The sequence below is a fragment of the Corynebacterium confusum genome, assembly GCF_030408715.1.
GTDB lineage: Bacteria > Actinomycetota > Actinomycetes > Mycobacteriales > Mycobacteriaceae > Corynebacterium > Corynebacterium confusum.
Genome location: NZ_CP047202.1, coordinates 1,624,749 through 1,643,362 on the forward strand (window position 1 = coordinate 1,624,749; position 18,614 = coordinate 1,643,362).

Annotated in this window: 18 protein-coding genes and 1 pseudogene; 3 read left to right on the forward strand and 16 right to left on the reverse strand. The window is 67.2% G+C overall.

What is annotated here, in order from left to right; translation table 11 throughout:
* Window positions 1-25 precede the first annotated feature (25 nt).
* Together CCONF_RS07605 and CCONF_RS07610 are read left to right on the forward strand one after the other, a co-directional pair.
* Window positions 26-1,237, forward strand: a complete 1,212-nt coding sequence (locus CCONF_RS07605) for an amidohydrolase (RefSeq protein ID WP_290222343.1) — start codon at window positions 26-28, stop codon at window positions 1,235-1,237.
* Between the two features lie 93 nt (window positions 1,238-1,330).
* Entirely contained in the window at window positions 1,331-3,706 is a 2,376-nt protein-coding gene (locus CCONF_RS07610; RefSeq protein ID WP_290222346.1) for a glycogen/starch/alpha-glucan phosphorylase, read from the forward strand.
* A 71-nt stretch (window positions 3,707-3,777) separates the two neighbouring features.
* On the opposite strand, the gene pyk is transcribed toward CCONF_RS07610, so the two are convergent.
* The 14 genes and pseudogenes from pyk to hisD all read right to left on the reverse strand — a co-directional run bounded on the left by pyk (window position 3,778) and on the right by hisD (window position 15,984).
* On the reverse strand, window positions 3,778-5,196 hold the full coding sequence (gene pyk, locus CCONF_RS07615; RefSeq protein ID WP_290222348.1) for a pyruvate kinase: 1,419 nt from the start codon (window positions 5,194-5,196) through the stop codon (window positions 3,778-3,780).
* A gap of 108 nt (window positions 5,197-5,304) precedes the next feature.
* Window positions 5,305-6,198: a prolipoprotein diacylglyceryl transferase gene (gene lgt / locus CCONF_RS07620; protein ID WP_290222350.1), complete on the reverse strand. Its 894-nt coding sequence runs from the start codon at window positions 6,196-6,198 to the stop codon at window positions 5,305-5,307.
* Between the two features lie 37 nt (window positions 6,199-6,235).
* Entirely contained in the window at window positions 6,236-7,066 is an 831-nt protein-coding gene (locus tag CCONF_RS07625; RefSeq protein ID WP_290222352.1) for an indole-3-glycerol phosphate synthase TrpC, read from the reverse strand.
* A gap of 110 nt (window positions 7,067-7,176) precedes the next feature.
* The gene (locus tag CCONF_RS07630; RefSeq protein WP_290222354.1) at window positions 7,177-7,824 is read right to left on the reverse strand and encodes a TIGR02234 family membrane protein; all 648 of its coding nucleotides are present in this window, start codon (window positions 7,822-7,824) and stop codon (window positions 7,177-7,179) included.
* A gap of 32 nt (window positions 7,825-7,856) precedes the next feature.
* Entirely contained in the window at window positions 7,857-8,246 is a 390-nt protein-coding gene (hisI, locus tag CCONF_RS07635; RefSeq protein ID WP_290226344.1) for a phosphoribosyl-AMP cyclohydrolase, read from the reverse strand.
* Window positions 8,247-8,249: 3 nt separating this feature from the next.
* Window positions 8,250-9,020, reverse strand: a pseudogene (gene hisF, locus CCONF_RS07640) (imidazole glycerol phosphate synthase subunit HisF); the annotation flags it as partial.
* Window positions 9,021-9,085: 65 nt separating this feature from the next.
* Window positions 9,086-9,862, reverse strand: coding sequence for an inositol monophosphatase family protein (locus CCONF_RS07645; RefSeq protein ID WP_290226346.1), 777 nt, complete (start codon window positions 9,860-9,862; stop codon window positions 9,086-9,088).
* A gap of 59 nt (window positions 9,863-9,921) precedes the next feature.
* Entirely contained in the window at window positions 9,922-10,731 is an 810-nt protein-coding gene (priA, locus tag CCONF_RS07650; protein WP_290222356.1) for a bifunctional 1-(5-phosphoribosyl)-5-((5-phosphoribosylamino)methylideneamino)imidazole-4-carboxamide isomerase/phosphoribosylanthranilate isomerase PriA, read from the reverse strand.
* Between the two features lie 14 nt (window positions 10,732-10,745).
* The gene (hisH, locus tag CCONF_RS07655) at window positions 10,746-11,381 is read right to left on the reverse strand and encodes an imidazole glycerol phosphate synthase subunit HisH (protein WP_290222359.1); all 636 of its coding nucleotides are present in this window, start codon (window positions 11,379-11,381) and stop codon (window positions 10,746-10,748) included.
* Window positions 11,381-12,733 carry an MFS transporter gene (locus tag CCONF_RS07660; protein ID WP_290222361.1) on the reverse strand — a complete coding sequence of 451 codons (1,353 nt, stop codon included), beginning with the start codon at window positions 12,731-12,733 and terminating at the stop codon, window positions 11,381-11,383. Before CCONF_RS07660 ends, hisH begins: the two co-directional genes overlap by 1 nt.
* Window positions 12,734-12,892, reverse strand: coding sequence for a hypothetical protein (locus tag CCONF_RS07665; RefSeq protein ID WP_168166971.1), 159 nt, complete (start codon window positions 12,890-12,892; stop codon window positions 12,734-12,736).
* Window positions 12,893-12,902: 10 nt separating this feature from the next.
* Window positions 12,903-13,514 (reverse strand): imidazoleglycerol-phosphate dehydratase HisB, encoded by a 612-nt coding sequence (gene hisB / locus CCONF_RS07670; RefSeq protein ID WP_290222364.1) that lies wholly within the window; start codon window positions 13,512-13,514, stop codon window positions 12,903-12,905.
* Entirely contained in the window at window positions 13,514-14,632 is a 1,119-nt protein-coding gene (locus CCONF_RS07675) for a histidinol-phosphate transaminase (RefSeq protein ID WP_435384067.1), read from the reverse strand. The genes hisB and CCONF_RS07675 overlap by 1 nt, the downstream gene beginning before the upstream one ends.
* Before the next feature lie 44 nt (window positions 14,633-14,676).
* A complete protein-coding gene (hisD, locus tag CCONF_RS07680; protein WP_290222366.1) occupies window positions 14,677-15,984 on the reverse strand; it encodes a histidinol dehydrogenase in 1,308 nt (435 codons plus the stop codon).
* Window positions 15,985-16,156: 172 nt separating this feature from the next.
* Between hisD and CCONF_RS07685 the strand changes: the two genes are divergently transcribed.
* Window positions 16,157-17,164, forward strand: a complete 1,008-nt coding sequence (locus CCONF_RS07685) for a type III secretion system chaperone family protein (protein WP_290222368.1) — start codon at window positions 16,157-16,159, stop codon at window positions 17,162-17,164.
* Here CCONF_RS07685 and CCONF_RS07690 read toward each other — a convergent pair.
* Both CCONF_RS07690 and CCONF_RS07695 read right to left on the reverse strand, forming a co-directional pair.
* Window positions 17,161-17,712, reverse strand: a complete 552-nt coding sequence (locus tag CCONF_RS07690) for a hypothetical protein (RefSeq protein ID WP_290222370.1) — start codon at window positions 17,710-17,712, stop codon at window positions 17,161-17,163. The two genes, CCONF_RS07685 and CCONF_RS07690, sit on opposite strands and share 4 nt — an antisense overlap.
* A 29-nt stretch (window positions 17,713-17,741) precedes the next feature.
* A complete protein-coding gene (locus CCONF_RS07695; RefSeq protein ID WP_290222371.1) occupies window positions 17,742-18,458 on the reverse strand; it encodes a hypothetical protein in 717 nt (238 codons plus the stop codon).
* Between the last annotated feature and the right edge of the window lie 156 nt (window positions 18,459-18,614).

Genomic DNA, 18,614 nt, shown 5'->3' on the forward strand with positions numbered 1-18,614 from the left:
TACCCAAACTATCGCAGTGAGATCTATGGCTTCCCCCACAAAAAATCCGGAATTCGTCCGCGACCACGGCGTCGACCTGTCCTGGCAGGAGGATTTTTATCAGGATCTCCACCGCCACCCGGAGCTCTCCCACGAGGAGGAACGCACCGCGGCCCAAATCCGCGCCCGGCTAGCCGACCTGGACTGCGAGGTCGTCGACGGCATCGGCGGCTTTGGGATGGTTGCCATCTTCCGCAACGACGCCACCGAGACCACTCCCACGGCCCTGATGCGCGCCGACTTCGACGCCCTGCCGGTGCGGGAGGCCACCGGCGCGGACTACGCGTCCACCAACGGCGCCATGCACGCCTGCGGCCACGACATGCACGCCACCGCCCTGCTGGGCGTGTGCGAGGTCCTCGACGCCCGGCGCGACGTCTGGGCCGGGACCTTCCTGGCGCTGTTCCAGCCGGCCGAGGAGTCCTCCATGGGGGCGAAATACATGCTGGCCGACGGGCTGACCGACCGCGTGCCCAAGCCGGACGTCTGCTTCGGCCAGCACATCATGCCCGGGCCGGCCGGCACGGTCCAGAGCACGCCCGGGTCCATCATGGCCGGCTGCGACAGCCTGCGCATCCGCGTCTTCGGCCGCTCCGCCCACGCCTCCATGCCGCACAATTCCATCGACCCGACCTTCCTGGCAGCGATGATCGTGGTGCGGCTGCAGGGCATCGTCGGCCGCGAGGTCGCCCCGCAGGAGTTCTTCGTCATCTCCGTCGGCGAGCTGCACTCCGGCGACAAGAACAACATCATCCCCGAGTCCGCCGAGCTGGTCCTCAACACCCGCTACTACGACCCACAGGTAGCCGAGCGGGTCTACGCCAGCCTGGAGCGCATGGTGCGCGCCGAGTGCTGGGCCTCCGGCAGCCCCCAGGATCCGACCTTCGAGTACTACGCCCACGGCGAGGTCACCGACAACGACGCGGGCGTCGATGCCGCCCTCCGCCCCGCCTTCGATGCCGTCTTCGGCGAGCAGTCCGTCACCTCCCCGGGCAGCACCGCCTCCGAGGACTTCTGCTATCTCCCGCAGGCCTGGGGCGTGCCCTATTATTTCTGGCACGTCGGCTGCACCCCGGCCGAGCAGCTGGATAGCCCACCGGTCAACCACCAGGCCAACTTCCTGCCCGACTACGCCCCCACCGTGGCCGCTACCACCCAGGCGGGTCTTACCGCGGTGCTTGCCTATCTGGGCCGCTAAGGCGCCCCGCGCGAAGTCGGGCGGGCCGGGCTACCTTCCGTTACAGTAGGCAGTGTTTTTACACTCTCCCCTCGACGCGAAGGTGTTTAGCCCATGGCCTCTCCCACGGATTTTTCCTCTGTAATCCCCGGTCACGTCCGCGCCGCCGCCGGCGTGACCCCGCCCGCCGCCTCTAACCGCAAGTACTGGGCCGGCCTCGCCAACGCGGTCATGGACCACATCGCCGCGGACTGGGAAACCACCCGCCGCACCTACGCGCCGGCCCGCCGCCAGCACTACTTCTCCGCCGAGTTCCTCCAGGGCCGGGCCCTCCTCAATAACCTCACCAACCTGGGCCTGGTCGATGACGCCCACGCTTACGTTCAGTCCACCGGCCGCGAGCTGGCCGACGTCCTGGAGGCGGAGCACGACGCAGCCCTGGGCAACGGCGGCCTGGGGCGTTTGGCCGCTTGCTTCCTGGACTCCGCGGTCACCCAGAACCTGCCGGTGACCGGCTACGGGCTGCTCTACCGCTACGGCCTGTTCAAGCAGACCTTCGACAACGGCTACCAGGTCGAGAAACCGGACGCGTGGATGGAAAACGGCTACGATTTCCTGGTCCGCCGCGCCAGCACGCAGCGCCGCATCCACTTCGACGACATGGACGTGCGCGCCATCCCCTACGATCTGCCGATCACCGGATACGGCACCCGCAACGTCGGGACCCTGCGCCTGTGGAAGTCGGAGCCCATCGACGATTTCGACTACGACGCCTTCAACTCCCAGCGCTTTACCGACGCCATCGTCGAGCGCGAGCGCGTCATGGACATCTGCCGCGTGCTCTACCCCAACGACACGACCTACGAGGGCAAGGTCCTGCGCGTGCGCCAGCAGTACTTCTTCGTCTCCGCCTCCCTGCAGGAGATGGTGGACAACTACCTCGAGCACCACGGCGAGGACCTGCGCGGCTTCGCCCAGTACAACTGCATCCAGCTCAACGACACCCACCCGGTGCTGGCCATCCCGGAGCTGCTGCGCATCCTGCTCGACGAGCACCAGATGAGCTGGGACGATGCCTGGAAGGTGGTCACCGAGACCTTCGCCTACACCAACCACACCGTCCTGGCCGAGGCCATGGAAAAGTGGGAGGTCTCCATCTTCCAGCGCCTGTTCTGGCGCATCTGGGAACTGGTCGAAGAGATCGACCGCCGCTTCCGCGAGGACATGGCCCAGCGCGGCCTGGACCAGGGCACCATCGACTACCTGGCCCCGGTGGCAGAAGGCCAGGTCCGCATGGCCTGGATCGCCTGCTACGCCTCCTACTCCATCAACGGCGTGGCGGCCCTGCACACCGAGATCATCAAGGCCGACACCCTGCGCGAGTGGCACGAGATGTACCCGGAGAAGTTCAACAACAAGACCAACGGGGTTACCCCGCGCCGCTGGCTCAAAATGTGCAACCCACGCCTGGCGGACCTGCTCACCCGGGCCAGCGGCTCGGACAGCTGGGTGACCAACCTGGACGAGCTCGCCGGCCTCGCCGGGCTCGCCGACGGCCCCGAAGGCGCCGCGCTGCTGGACGAGCTGTGGGAGGTCAAGGCGGCCAACAAGCGCGACTTCGCCGAGTGGATTCACCGCCACCAGGGCGCCGAGGTCGACCCGGATTCCCTCTTCGACGTGCAGATCAAGCGCCTGCACGAGTACAAGCGGCAGCTGCTCAACGCGCTCTACATCCTGGACCTGTACTTCCGCATCACCCAGGACGGCGAAGAGCCAACCCCGCGCACCTTCATCTTCGGCGCGAAGGCCGCGCCCGGGTACGTGCGCGCCAAGGAGATCATCAAGCTCATCAACTCCGTGGCCGACCTAGTCAACAACGACCCGGCCACCCAGGACATCATCCGCGTGGTCTTCGTGGAAAACTACAACGTCTCCCCCGCCGAGCACATCATCCCGGCTGCCGACGTCTCCGAGCAGATCTCCGTCGCCGGCAAGGAGGCCTCCGGCACCTCCAACATGAAGTTCATGATGAACGGCGCGCTGACTCTCGGCACCCTCGACGGCGCGAACGTCGAAATCGTCGACGCCGTGGGCCGCGAGAACGCCTATATCTTCGGCGCCCGCAACGACGAGCTGCCAGGCCTGCGCGAGAACTATAACCCGGGCTCGCTCTACCGCGAGGTGCCCGGCCTGGCCCGCGCCCTCGATGCCCTGACCAACGGCACGCTGGACCGCAACTTCGACGACCTGCGCTTCAGCCTGACCGACGGCTACGGCACCTCCGCCGCCGATACCTACTACGTCCTGGGCGATTTCGCCGACTACCGCGACAAGCGCGACCAGGCGGCCGCCGACTACGCCGACGACCCGCGCGGCTGGGCTCACAAGTGCTGGCTCAACATCTGCTACTCGGGCCGCTTCTCCGCCGACCGCACCATCCACGACTACGCCACCGAGGTCTGGCACCTCGACTCCCTGCCCATCGACTAGCGGGCTTGGACACGCTCAAGCGCCCGGCACCAGTTCAGGTGCCGGACGCTTGAGCCTTAAATCACAGTGTCCTAGGAGCGGGTCTCTCCCAGCAGATGGCACTGGATCATGTTGGTGTTGCCGGAGATTCCCGGAGGGGTACCGGCGACGACGACCATCAGGTCGTTCTCGTCGTAAGCGTCCATGGACAGCAGGGCCTCGTCCAGGGCCTGCATCATCTCATCGGTCGAGCCGACCTGCGGGCTCAGGAAGGTCTGCGCGCCCCAGGTCAGCGCCAGCTGGGAGCGCACCGCCTGGTTCGGGGTAAACACCAGCAGGGGCAGCTGCGAGTGCAGGCGGGCCACGCGGCGGGCGGTGTCACCGGAGGTGGTAAACGCCACGATTGCCTTGGCGTTGAGGCGCTCGGCGATATCGCGGGCGGAATAGGAAATCACGCCGCGCTTGGTGCGCGGGACGTGCGCCAGCGGCGGCACGCGGCCGTCGGTCTCCGCGCGGGAGACGATCCGGGCCATGGTGCGCACCACGTTGTGCGGGTCGACACCGACGGAGGTCTCGCCGGAGAGCATCACCGCGTCCGCGCCGTCCAGCACGGCGTTGGCCACGTCGGAGGCCTCCGCGCGGGTCGGGCGGGAGTTTTCGATCATGGAATCCAGCATCTGGGTGGCCACGATGACCGGCTTCGCGTTCTCGCGGGCGATCTGGACCGCGCGCTTCTGGACCAGCGGGACCTGCTCCAGCGGCACTTCGACGCCCAGGTCGCCGCGGGCGACCATGATGGCATCGAAGGCCAGGACGATGGACTCGAGCGCGTCTACAGCCTCCGGCTTCTCCAGCTTGGCGATGACCGGCAGGCGGCGGCCCTCCTCGTCCATCACCTCGTGGACCAGGTCCACGTCCGCGGGCGAACGCACGAAGGACAGGGCGATGAAGTCCACGCCCAGGCGCAGGGCGAAGCGCAGGTCCTCGATGTCCTTTTCGGACAGCGCCGGCACGGAGATGTCCATGCCCGGCAGGGACACGCCCTTGTTGTTGGAGACCGGGCCGCCCTCGGTGACCTCGCAGACGACGTCGTTGCCATCGACTTCCTTACAGACCAGGGCTACCTTGCCGTCGTCGACGAGCAGGCGGTCGCCGGGCTGGGCATCGTTAGCCAGGCCCTTGTAGGTGGTGGACACGCGGTCGTGGGTGCCCTCGACGTCGTCGATGGTAATCCGGACTACCTCGCCGGTCTCCCAGTAGGTCTCGGTCTCCTTAAAGCGGCCGAGGCGGATCTTCGGGCCCTGGAGATCGGCCAGGATGCCGACGGCGCGGCCGGTCTTATCCGTGGCTTCGCGCACCCAGCGGTAGTTCTGCTCGTGATCGGCGTGGTCGCCGTGGGACATGTTGAGACGGGCAACGTCCATGCCATCTTCAACCAAGCGGTGAATAGCGTCTTCGCTCGCGACCGCGGGGCCGAGCGTGCATACGATTTTGGTTCTTCTATCCAACATCTATCTGTGCCTACTCCTGTAATGGTGACTGCCTAACCATTCCCAACGTACCCCGCCCCCGCAGCGGTTGCCACTGCAAAAACGGAAACACTCCCACAGATTCCCACATTAGGGTTCGGAGCGCTCCCTCGCCGCCGCGGCAAACTTCGGATCCACCTCGTCCGCGGACTCCTGCCCGCGCGGCAGACGGAAGAACACGATGCAGGCCGCCACGAAGACCACCACGGAAACCAGCACGTTGACGCGCACGTCGAAAATCAGCGTGGCCTCGTCCGTGCGCATCTGCTCGATGAAGAAGCGGCCGTAGGTATAGCCCATGACGTAGAGGACGAAGACCCGCCCGTGCCCCAGCTTCCAGGCGCGATGCGCCCAAAGCAGGAACAGGCACACGGCGACGTTCCACAGCAGCTCGTAGAGGAAGGTCGGGTGGACCGAGGCGATGACCTCACCCGTGGAGGTGCCGCTGACCGGCGCTACCCGGCCGGCCTCGTCGACGCGGTAGTAAATGTCCAGGGCCCACGGGAGGTCAGTTTCCGCCCCGTAGAGCTCCTGGTTGAACCAGTTGCCCAGGCGTCCGATGCCCTGGGCCAGCACCAGCCCCGGCGCCACCGCGTCCGCAAAAGGCCCCAGCGGGATGCCCTTGACCTTGAACATCACCCACAGCGCCACCGTCGCGAGCGCCACCGCGCCCCAGATCCCCAGGCCGCCGTTGGTGATCTTCAGCGCATCGACCGGGTTGCACTCGGCACAAAAGTACTTGTCGTAGTCCGTGATGACGTGGTAGAGGCGCCCGCCGATGATGCCGGCGGGGATGACCACGATGGCGGCGTCCCAGACGGTGTCCGGGTTCCCGCCCATCGCGCGGTAACGGCGCAGGGTCATCCACATGGCCACCAGGATGCCGGCGACGATGCACAGCGCGTAGGCGCGGATAGGAATCGGGCCCACGTGCCACACGCCCTGCGGCGGGGACGGGATATTGGCCAAGTTCATAATCTGCACGTACACAGTGTGCCCCAAAGCCCACCCGAATGCGAGATCAGGGGGTCTTGCGCGACGGGCACGCCGGGTGCTTGCCGGCGGCCACCAGGCTGCGGGCCAGGGCGGTGGGCTCCTGGGCGGTCATCACCGACTCGCCCACCAACACGGCATCGGCGCCCTGCGAGGCATATCCAAGCAAGTTGCGGGGGTTTTCCACCCCGCCGACGGCGATCCGCAGCAGGGATTCGGGTAGGCCGGGCACGATCTCGGCAAAGGCCCCGCGGTCGATGGCGTCCGAGGACAGCGACCACGCGTTGATGCCCACCACGGTCCCGCCGGCCTGCATGGCCCGGTCCGCGTCCTGGCTGCTGCGGATTTCCAGCAGAGCGACCATGCCGAGCGACTCGATCCGGTCCAGCAGGGCCTCCAGGCGCGCCTGTTGCAAGAGGGCGACCTGCAGCGGCACGACGTCCGCGCCGAAGCAGCGGGCCTCGTGGATCTGGTACGGGTCGACGATGATGTCCCGGCAGATCATCGGCACCTCGGTGGCCGCCCGGATGAGCCGCATATCGTCCAGCGAGCCGTGGAAGCGGCGCCGGTCGGTCTGGCAGGCCATCATCACCACGCCGGCTTCTTCGAAGTCCCGGGCCAGCCGCGCCATCCGCTCCGGGTTGTCTAGGCGCGCGATTTCGCCCAGGTACGGCACCGCCCGTTTGAATTCGGTGATCACGGAACAGCCGTTGCTCAGAAGCGCCGCCTTGGCGTCCCGGGGCGGTTCCATCGAGCGGGATTTCGCCTTGATGTCTTGAAAAGAGACCTTCGCTTCGCGCGCGGCTACGTCTTCGAGGACGCCGGTGACTAAACGGTCAACGGCAATAGGGGTGGGCACCGGGGCACCTCCTCGAAGTAAGCGACAAGGATCACATGCGCAGTCTCACCTAAGGCTATCCCTTCAAGCGTGCCCAGCGGAAATCCAGAGGTACCCCCGATAGGCAAACTTTAGGTTAAACGCCCACGTTGGTTGTCTAAATCGGTGGGGTCAATGTCGGCGTCCAACGCGTCCCATAGCACCCGGCCGCTGTCCGGGGACTTCTGCAGATCCTGGGCCAGCTTCTCCTGCCGCATGGCGGGGGTTTCGTATTTGTTGGAGCGGGCGGTGTCCTCGCCCGGGCGGGTGGCCAACAGCACCGCGCCGAAAAGCGCGACGGCCGCGGAGACAAGCGCTAGGACGGGCCCGGCGGTGTGCGCCGAGGCTTCCGTGATGACGGCCCAGTCCGAAATGGAGGTCACGTCCACCGAGAGATCGTTGTTCTGGCCGGCCTGCAAAATATCTTGGGCGCGCTGGACGTCCGGGCCGGCGGTCAGCAGCTGTAGTGGCCGCCAGGCCACCGCGGCCGCCGCCACCGCGCAGACGATGGCCACCACCCGGCGGGACAGCCGCCGCAACACCAGCCCGGCCAGCGTGCCGGCCAGCAGCAACAGCATGACGGCCATGAGCTCGACCGACCAGTGCGAGCCCAGGATGTCCACGACCTGCCCGCCGGACTTGTCGTCCTCAGCGGAGGCCTGGACCCAATTCATGCGCGACGAGCCCCACAGCCCAATCGCGCCGAGGGCCATGAGCAGCGGGCCAATTCGCTTTCCCACGTCTACTCCCTTCCTGCGGTTATTCAGGGATCCTAGAGTAGTACATCGGCGTCGAAGCAACTGCGATCGCCGGTGTGGCAGGCCCCGCCTTTTTGCCGGACGGTCACCAGGAGGGTGTCGCCGTCGCAGTCGAGCTTGACGCCTAAAACCTCCTGGGTATGGCCGGAGGTCTTACCCTTGACCCAGTATTCCTGTCGCGATCGGGAGAAATACGTGCCCTGGCGGGTGGCCAGGGTGAAAGCCAGCGCGTGGTCGTCCATCCAGGCCAGCATCAACACCTCGCCGTCTTCCGACTGCACGACGGCCGGCACCAGCCCGTCCGCATTGCGCTTCAGGCGGCCGGCAATCGCCGGGTCCAGTTCGCACTGCGCCGGGTTGGCCAGGGCAGGCTTTGGCTCCGCTTCCGCCACCAGCTCCGGCACCGGCCGGATCGGATAACCGGCGTGAGACAGGGCGTCTTTAACCTCGCCGATCGTGGTCTTGGCGAAGTGGAAGATGGAGGCGGCCAAGACCGCGTCCGCGCCCGCGGCGACCGCCGGCGGGAAGTCTTCCGGCGCGCCCGCCCCGCCCGAGGCAATGACCGGCACGTTCACGGCGGCGCGCACGGCGGCGATGAGCTCGGTATCGAAACCGCCTTCAGTGCCGTCGCTGTCCATGGAGTTAAGCAGGATCTCGCCTACGCCCAAGTCGGCGGCAGTCCGGGCCCACTCCAGGGCGTCGAGGCCGGCGGAGCGGGTGCCGCCGTGCGTGGTGACCTCGAAGCCCGACGGGGCCCAGTCCTCCCGCTGCGCGGTCCGGCGCGCGTCCAGCGAGAGCACGATGCACTGGGAGCCGAAGATCTCCGCCAGCTCCCGCAGCAGCTCGGGCCGGGCGATGGCCGCGGTGTTGACGGAGACCTTGTCCGCGCCGGCGCGCAGGAGGGCGCGCACGTCGTCGGCGCTACGTACTCCGCCGCCCACGGTCAGCGGGATAAAAACCTGCTCGGCCGTGCGACGCACGACGTCGATGAGCGTGCCGCGGCCCTCCTTCGAGGCGCTAACGTCTAGGAAGGTAAGCTCGTCGGCGCCGAGCTGGTCGTAGCGGGCGGCCAGCTCCACCGGGTCGCCGGCGTCGCGAAGGTTTGCAAAGTTGATGCCCTTGACCACGCGGCCGTTATCGACGTCGAGGCAGGGAATGACCCGCACGGACAAGCTCACGGGGAGCACACTCCTTTTTTTAAAAAATCTGGGCCAGCACAGGAACTGGCCGGATAACTGCTGTTTTAGTTGTCGGCCCTGTTTGCGCGGATGGAATCCAGGATGGTCGCGTGCACCTGCGGGGTGCCGACCACCATGCCGGCCGAGTGCACGGACCACTCCTTTCCGTAAGGATCGGTAACCAGGCCCCCGGCGGAGCGCACGAAGAGCGCCCCCGCGGCGTTGTCCCAGGCGTGCGGGGAGAAATTCACCGCGCCGTCGAAGACTCCCTGGGCCACGAAGGCGCTGTCCAGCCCCACGGATCCGGTAATTCGCGGGCGCAGGCCCTTGCGCTTGAGATCGTTGAAGATGGGCGTCTGCAGGTGCGAGGAGCAGCCGACGTGGCCACGGGCCTCGTCGAAGCCCAACGCGTCCTCCCCGCCGCCGAAGCCGCTCGGCGGTCCCCCGGCCGAGCGCAGCGGCGCGCCGTCAGCTGCCGCCAGCCGGCGCCCCAAAAGCGGGAAATCCGCCACGGCCACAACGGGCTGGTGATCCTGGACGAGCGCCACCAGGGTGCCGCACAGCGGGCTGCCGGCCGAGTAGTTGGCGGTGCCGTCGATGGGGTCGACCACCCAGACGGTTTCGGCCAGCTTGCCGCCGGATTCTTCCCCGTAGACCGGGATGCCGGTGAGCTGGGTCAGGCGCCGGCGCAGGTTGGTCTCGATGGCGATGTCGACCTCGGTGGCGAAATCGCCCTGGCCCTTGAACTGGGCGGGCTTCGCGCCCAGCCCGGTGCGGAAACGGTCGGTGGTCTCATCCACGATGGCCTCGGCGAAGGCCAGCAATTCCAGCGGCGATGTCATGGCGTGCTCACTCATCCTCGGTCGGTTTTATCCTGCGGTGGGGTGGTCTGTGGGGCGGTCTATCCTCTGTCTTCCGAGGAATCAATAAGGTCGATGGGGGTCTCGGCCGGCAGCGGGTCTACCTGGGCCACGGCCTGGAGGGCCTCGTCCAGGCGGAAGCGCCCCTCGTAGAGGGCCTTGCCGATGATCGCGGAGTCGATGCCACGGTTGCGGAAGGTGGCCAGCTCCGTGAGGTCGTCCAAGGTGGAGATGCCGCCGGAGGCCGTCACCGCGGCATCGGTAGCCATGGTCACGTCCTGGAGTAGCTCCAGGTTGGGGCCGGTCAAGGTGCCGTCCTTGGTGACGTCGGTGACCACGAAGCGCTGGCAGCCGGCGGCATCGAGGCGCTCGAGGACCTCCCAGAGGTCCCCGCCGTCGGACTCCCAGCCGTTGCCGCGGGTGCGCCACTCGCCGGCTTCTTCCCGGACCGCCAGATCGACGGCGATCTTGTCGCCGTATTTATCGATGACGCGGGCGATCCACTCCGGGTCTTCGAGCGCAGCCGTGCCGATGTTCAGCCGGCGCGCGCCGGTGGCCAGGGCGCGCTCTAACCCGGCGTCGTGGCGGATTCCGCCGGTCAGCTCCACCGGGATGTCGAGCTTACCGACGACCTCGGCCATCATCTCGTGGTTGGAACCGCGGTTGAAGGCGGCGTCCAAGTCGACGAAGTGGAGCCACTGCGCGCCTTGCTCCTGCCACTGCAGGGCGGCCGCGAGCGGTTCCCCATAAGACTTTTCGGTGCCGGCCTTGCCCTGCTCGAGGCGCACTGCCTTGCCGCCCACGACGTCGACGGCGGGCAGGAGAACGAAGGAATCTGTGTGCTGAGTCATCGTCTATATCCTACCTACAGGGTGCCCATCCAGTTGGACAAAAGCTTCAGCCCGGTGGCCCCCGATTTCTCCGGGTGGAATTGCGTGGCCCACAGGGCGCCGTTTTCTACCGCGGCGACGAAGCGATCGCCGCCGTGGTTGGCCCACGCCACCGACGGCGGGGTGGTGATTTCGGTTTCCAGCTCCCAGGTCCGCGCGCCGTAGGAATGCACGAAATAAAAGCGCTCCTCCGGGTCGATGCCGGCGAACATGGCGCCGTCGCTGTCCCGCTCCACCGTGTTCCACCCCATGTGCGGCAGCACGTCGGCTTGCAAGCGCGTGACCAGGCCGGGCCACTCGCCGCAGCCGGCGGTTTCGATGCCGTGCTCGTTGCCGCCGTCGAAGAGCACCTGCATGCCGACGCAGATGCCCAGCACCGGCCGGGATCCGGCCAGGCGCTGGCCGATGATCCGCGGGCCCTGGATGGCGCGCAGCCCCTCCATGCAGGCGGCGAAGGCGCCCACGCCGGGCACGACAAGGCCGTCGGCCTCCGTGGCCACCTTCGGATCCGCGGTGACCGAGACCCGCGCCCCGGCTACTTCCAGTGCCCGCTGGGCCGACCGGAGGTTTCCAGCCCCGTAGTCCAGCAGGGCTACTTTCTTCTCCGCCACTAGTCCAGCTCCTTGTTGACGTTGTTGACGTTATCGAGTTTGTTCTTCTTCAGTTCTTCGGTCCGGGCCACGGTCCGGCGTTGGTTCTGGGCTGGCCCCCTCCGCAGGCGGCGCAAGCGCGTGCGGATGTTGTCGAATTCGGCCACGCGGTGGCGGCCCAGGATGGTATCCAGGCCGGTCATCAGGATGCCGGCCAGGATGATGACGCCGCCGGCCCCGTACGCGCCCGCGTAGCCGTAGCCGGTGACCAGGGCCGCAAGCACGACCGAGCCGAGGCCCGTGCCGGCGTCGTAGAAGATGTTCCACACCGCCGAGGCCTGCGAGATCTTCGAGCGCGGCAGGCGGTTGAACATCGACAGCAGCGCCTCGTTTTGCGCGATACCGAAGGCGATGCCGAAAAAGACCGAGGCCAGCACCATCCACCACACGGACCAGCCGTTAATCATGGCGGCCGCTATCAGCAGCATGCCCACGCCGCCGATGACCTGGGCGGGGATGTACAGGTGGCCGGGCTCGCCCAGGCGGTCGGCGACCACGCCCGCGAACAGGCGCGAGACCATCACCGATCCGCCCACGATGGACAGCATCAGCCCGCCCAGCACCGCGCCGGTTTCCGGGTCGATCTCGCGGACCGAGGCCGGTAGGAAGGAAGAGACCACGCCGTAGCTCATCGACAGGGTGGTCAGCGCCAAGGCCGGCACGATAACCAGCTTCCAGGTGGAGGCCCGAGGCGCCTCGGCGGATTCGGACTCCCCGCCGCTGCGCGGGTGCACGCTCGGCAGGCGCAGGCACATGACCACCGCCAGGCAGGCGATGGCCGCGGCCGTGTAATAGGTCGAGGCGAAGCTGATGTTTTCGGCCATCGCCAGGCCCACCGGCAAAAAGATCATCTGCGACAGGCCGATGAACAGGCCCATCGTGCCGGTGGCCTTGCCCAGAAGGCGCAGCGGGACCAGCTCCGCGATGAGGGCGGATTCCGCCACCGTCAACGCGCCGAAGCCGACACCGCGCAGCGCGGAAAACAGCAGCACCTGCCAGACCTCCATGCCTAGCAGGTGGCCCAAGGCGGGGATGCCCAGCATGCCGGCGGACACGGCCATGACCGGGCGGTAGCCGAAGCGGCTGAGCAGCCAAGGCGTAAGCATCTGGGTGATAACGGTCGCGGCCATGAACGCACCCGTCGAGCCGCCCGCGAGCGTGTTTGACCCGCCGGAGTCGAGCACCGCCATGGGCAGTACGGGCAGCAGCAGCGACCACGCGCCGAAGGCAGCGGCCACGGCGACCATGGTCTCCGCGAAACCCGGGACCTTCCACAGGCTAACCTTGCCCTGCGATGCGCCTGCTTCTGCCATCTATTGCATCTCCCCGATCATCCAAATCAACGCGGTAATGGTCGTAATCCCGCCGAGTGCGGCGGCGACGATGGTCCAGAAACGCGAGCCGGATTGGTAGGCCGTCCAGGCCCCGCCTAGAAGGAGTCCACCCAGCAGGAAAAGAATCCAGACCATCATGTACATACGGCTACAGCGCTCCCTTCGTCGATGGTATGCCGTCCACGCGCGGATCGGATTCTACCGCTTGGCGCAGTGCCCGGGCGACTGCCTTGTACTCGGCCTCCGTGATGTGGTGGGGGTCGCGGCCGTAGCGGACGTTGACGTGCAGGGTGGTCTTACTGTGGGCGGCAAAGGTTTCAAAAAAGTGCCTATTGATAACCGTAGCGTAGTGGCCCCCAATAATTTGCCATTGGAGGTGCTCCGGCTCCCCGTGCATGACGAAGTAGGCGCGGCCGGACAGATCGACGACGGCCTCGACCAGGGTCTCATCCATCGGCAGCAGCTGGGAGCCAAAGCGGCGGATGCCGCGCTTGTCCCCTACTGCCTCGGCGAAGGCCTGGCCGAAGACGATGGCGGTGTCCTCGACGGTGTGGTGCGCGTCGACGTCGATGTCCCCGCGGGCGCTGACCTCCAGGTCGAAGCCGCCGTGCGTGGCTACGGCGGTGAGCATGTGGTCGAAAAACGGCAGGCCGGTATCAATACTCGACTGGCCGGTGCCGTCGATGTTCATGCTCACCGTGATATCGGATTCCTTGGTGCGGCGGGTGACTTTCCCGCGGCGCGGTTCCGGCTGGTTCATTAGGAGCGCCCTTTCTCAGTGTCGGTCTGGTAGTCGGTCAGCTGCGCGGCCGCGGCGAAGAAGGCGTCGTTTTCGCCCGGCAGGCCCACGGTCGCGCGCAGGAAGCCGGCCTGGCCGACGTCGCGGATGAGCACCTCGCGGTCGAGGAAGGCCTGCCAGGCGGCGGCCTGATCGCTGAATTCGCCGAAGAAGATGAAGTTCGACTGGCTGTCGACGACCCGGTAGCCCAGCTCCCGCAGGCCGGCCACGACGCGGTCGCGCTCGGCCGCGAGCTGAGCGACGGTCTCCAGAGTCGCCGCGCGGTGGCGCAGCGCCACCAGGGCCGCGGCCTGCGACAGGGCGGACAGGTGGTACGGCAGGCGCACCAGCATGACCGCCTCTACGAAGGCGGGATCGGCCACGAAATAGCCCAAGCGGCCACCGGCGAAGTCGAAGGCCTTGGACATCGTGCGCGAGATGACCAGCTTTTCCGGGTAGTCGGCCAACAGGCGCACGGCCGAAGGCCCCTCGGAGAATTCCGCGTAGGCCTCGTCCACGATGACGATGCCCGGCGCGGCCTTGACCAGCTCCTCGATGTCGCCGAGTTCCGTCACGTCGCCGGTCGGGTTGTTCGGCGTGGTCACGAACACAACGTCGGGCTGTTGCTCGGCGATGGCCTGGCGGGCCGCCGCCATGTCGATGCGAAAGTCCGCGCCCCGCGGGCACTCCAGGAATTCGGTCTGGGTGCCGGCGGAGAGCACCGGGTGCATGGAATAGGACGGCGTGAACCCTAGCGCGCTGCGCCCGGGGCCGGCGAAGGCCTGTAGCAGCTGCTGGAGGACCTCGTTGGATCCGTTGGCCGCCCAGACCTGCGCGGCCGTGACCTCGACGCCGGTGCGCTCGGTGACGTAGTCGGCTAGGGCCTCGCGCAGCTCGACGGCGTCGCGGTCCGGGTAGCGGTTGAGTTGCGGCGCGATCCGGCGGACCTCGCTGACCAGCTCCTCGACCAGCTCCGCGGAGGGCGGGTACGGGTTTTCGTTGGTGTTGAGTTGGTTGGCCACCGTCAGCTGCGGGGCGCCGTAGGCGCTGCGCCCGCGCAGCTCGGGGCGCAGGGGAAGGTTTTCCAGGGACAAGGACACGACAAGCCTTTCTGACAGGGTCGGTGTGGGCGGCGGGTGGCGGTTTAACGTTCGGTGCGGGCGCGGATGGCCTCCCCGTGGGCGGGCAGGTGCTCGGCGTCGGCGAAGGCAATGACGTGGCTGGCCACCTCGCTCAGGCCCGTCTCGTCGTAGTCGATGAGGTTGACCGGTCGCAGGAAGGTGTGCGTGGACAGACCGGCGCTGTACCGCGCGGTGCCGGAGGTGGGCAGCACGTGGTTGGAGCCGGCCGCGTAGTCGCCCAGCGGGACCGGCGAGAACTCGCCGACGAAGATCGCGCCGGCGTGCCGGATGCGCTCCGCGACGGTGCGGGCGTTGCGGGTGTGGACCTCTAGGTGCTCGGCCGCATAGGCGTCGGCCACGCGGATGCCGGCGTTGATGTCATCGACCAGGATGATCCCGGACTGCTTGCCACGCAGGGCCTCGGCGGCGCGCTCGGCGTTGGCGGTGGCGGTGTAGCGCGCCTCGATCTCTTCGTCGACGCGCTGGGCCAGAAACTCCGAGTCGGTGATCAGCACGCTGGCGGCCATCGGATCGTGCTCAGCCTGGGAAATCAGGTCGTAGGCCACGAAGACGGGATCCGCGCTGTCGTCGGCCAGCACGGCGATCTCCGTCGGGCCGGCTTCCGAATCCACCCCAACAAACGAGGAGACCTGGCGCTTCGCCGCGGCCACGAAGATATTGCCCGGCCCGGTAATCATGTCGACCGGCTCCAGGCCCGCCGCGTCGTCGCCGTAGGCCATCAGCGCGACCGCCTGGGCGCCGCCTACGGCCCAGACCTCGTCAACGCCCAGCAGGGCGCAGGTAGCCAGCACCGTCGGGTGCGGCAGGCCGTCGTGATCGGCCTGCGGCGGGGAGGCCACCACCAAGGATTCCACCCCGGCGGCCTGCGCCGGGACCACGTTCATCACCACGGACGACGGGTAGACCGCCTGCCCGCCCGGCACGTAGAGGCCCACGCGCTCGATGGGGGCAAAAACCTCGGTGACGGTCGCGCCCTCGCCCAGCTGGGTAGTGTGCGGCTGCGGAACCTGCTCAACATGGACCTTGCGCACGCGCGCGATGGCTTCCTCGATCGCGGCGCGAACGTGGGGTTCTAAGACCTCGACGGCGGCATCGATAGCCGCGGCCGGGACCTTGACCGCCGCCGGGCGGACATGGTCGAAGCGCTCGCCGTAGTCCAGCGCGGAGGACTCGCCGCCGACCTTCACCGCTTCGACGACGGGAGCGACGGTGCCGGCCACCGATTCGACGTTGACGCCGCCGCGGGGCAGAACCTTCCGCAGCGCCGACGTCGTCAGCTTGGTATTCCGCAAATCCATGATATTGAGCAATCTTATGCCTCCTCAAAGGGCCAAACGGTAGTAGAGACCATCTTAGGAGCAATTTCGCAGTGCCGGGCCTGTATCACCAGATAGACTTGGAGCGCGACCGTTTTTCGTCCCACCCGGCCGGCGCCACTGCCCCGGGCACCGAACAGGCCGAATAGAAAGCAGGTGTTAGGCGTTGACCACCTCCCCCCGCCCCGGTTACCCGGACTCGTTGGCGCCGGTCGATCTGCCGCGGGTCTATTCCTGCGCCCAGGAGATTGGACTGCCGCTGCGCTGGGCTGACGGGCCGCAGCCCCAGCTGGTCTACCACCATAGCCCGCACTGCCGGCTGACCTTTGCCCTCAACCCGCACAACCCCGCGGTCATCAACTGCCGGCTGGAGTTCGACGGCCCCATTGCCTTTTCCGCCATCGATGCCCTCGCCCGGGCGCTCAACGAGTGGAACCACGACTGCTTCACCCCCACCATGGTCTTCGAGCACACCGGCCTAGAAAACCTCACCCTCTCCGGGCACGGGGCGATTGTCAGCCACCAGGGCCTGACCACCGCGCAGCTGGAGTCCTGCCTCATCCGGGCCCTCTCCAACGCCGGCGCCGCCTTCGACTTCTTCATCGATCATTTCCCCGAGGTCGACCAGGCGCCCGGCCGCAGCGCGCACGCCAGCTGGGCCGGCTGGGTTCCGGAGTCAGCCGAAGACGACAGCGAGCGCCCGGCGCCCGTGAGCTACCCGCGGCTGCGGGAGCGCCTGCGCCAGATGGGGGTAGTCAACCAGCACGGCCTGGAGGACGGCCCCGTCCTAGCCTGGATCAACGAGGTCCTGGTCAGCTTCGCTATCGACTCCGGCCCCTCCGTGGTCATCAACGGCCGCTGGGAGCCGCAGCTGCCGGCCGCGGAATTCTCCAAGCTGTTTTTGACCTGCAACGACTGGAACCGCACCACGGAGGCATCGTCCGCGTTCTGCCACCTGACTACGGCCGACGGGGAGGACGCGGACGACGACACAGACCCAGACGCCGAAAGCACCGTCGACGTCCACATCGACTATTCCGTCGTCACGGCCGAGGGGCTCACGGACGCGCAGCTGACCCAGCACATCGGCATCGGGCTGCACAACATCCTCTACGGGCTCGACTCCATTGCCCGCGATGTCGTGGGCGTCTCCCCCGTCAAGTGGCCCAACTAGGCCGCGTGGTTGTCGCCGGCCGTAGCCGGGGCCGCGACCGAGGCTTCCTGTGCCTCCTCAGGCTCCCAGGCGTCGTCGCCGCTGACAAACGCCGCCGACCAGTAGCCGAACATCGCCATGAAAGGCGCGGCTAAGAGGGCCACCCCGAGTGGGAACGGCGGGACGAACTCGGCGCCGTCAACCATCGCGGGCAGCTCGGTCGGCGCGAGCAGGCCGGAAAAGACCACGAAGGCCGCGGCCCCAGCCAGCGCGCACACGCCCACCCACAACAAGGTGCCTAACCCGCGGAAACGCGCGCCCCGAGTGAAGGTCAGCACCCCGGTGACCGTGCCGGCTACCCCGGTGATCACGGTGAAGCTGAGCATCGCCATCGTCGGCGCCGAGCCCAAGTCCACACCGAAGCCGCCTTCGGGCAGCTCCGCGAGGACGACGCGCGGGCGCCACAGCCCCCACAGGATGCCCGCGATACCGAAGAAGACGAGTACGCAAGCGAATAACCCCGCAGCGAAACCGACGCTGCGGGGTGGAGTAAACGAGCGGCTGAACATAGCCTTCAAGGCTACCCTGCCGGGTGTTACTATTTACAGAAGGTCCAGTTGCCGCCCTCGTTGGCAAAGCGCATGGTGGTGGTGTCCGGGCCCTGCGGAGTGGCTACCTCCACGGTGGCGGAGGCGGTGTTGTCCTTGACCTGGATGTCACGGATGTCCTGGACGAAGGTGTTCTTCCACTGGCCGTTGCTGGCCTCGTCCATGGAGACCTGCGGGATCTGGCTGTAATCGGCGTTGCGCAGCTCCGGCTGCGCGTCCAGCACGCGCTGGCAGGTATGATCCGGCATGTAGCGCATGAAGGAACGCATGTCCTGCTGGTCGTACAGGCCGCGGACCAGGCCGTTGATCTCATCGGACACGGCGCCGTCTGCAGCCTGGCCGCCCTCGACCGGGGCGATGTCGGCCTGGCCCTGTAGCGGGTCGCCGCCCTCGAACGGGTCGACCTGGGACTCGGCCGCCGCGGCCTGGTCGCCGCCGCCGGCGTTGCCGCCGCCAGCGTTGCCACCGTCCTGGTGGGAGGCGGAGCGCTCCTTGCCCTGCGCGGACTTCTCAGCGTCCTTGTCCTTATCCTTGGCCTCGGAGGACTTCTCGGCGTCCTTGTCCTTATCCTCGTCCTTGGCCTTAGAGCTCGGTGCCTCCTTGGTGGCGGTCTCGGTCGACGGAGCAGCCTCGGTGGAGTCTTCCTCGTCAGAACCGCAAGCCGTAAGGGTCAGTGGAACGACCAACGCAAGCGCGGCAACGGACATCTTAGACGGGGTGAAAAGAGACAACGTTTCTCCTGACGATTGAGGGACTACAGGCTTTCGGGGGCGCTACCCTAACGCAGCGGCAGTACACCCTTAACGTCGAATATCATAACAACCTTTGTGTGGCAGCACAGTTACAGTTTCGTCATAGAAACC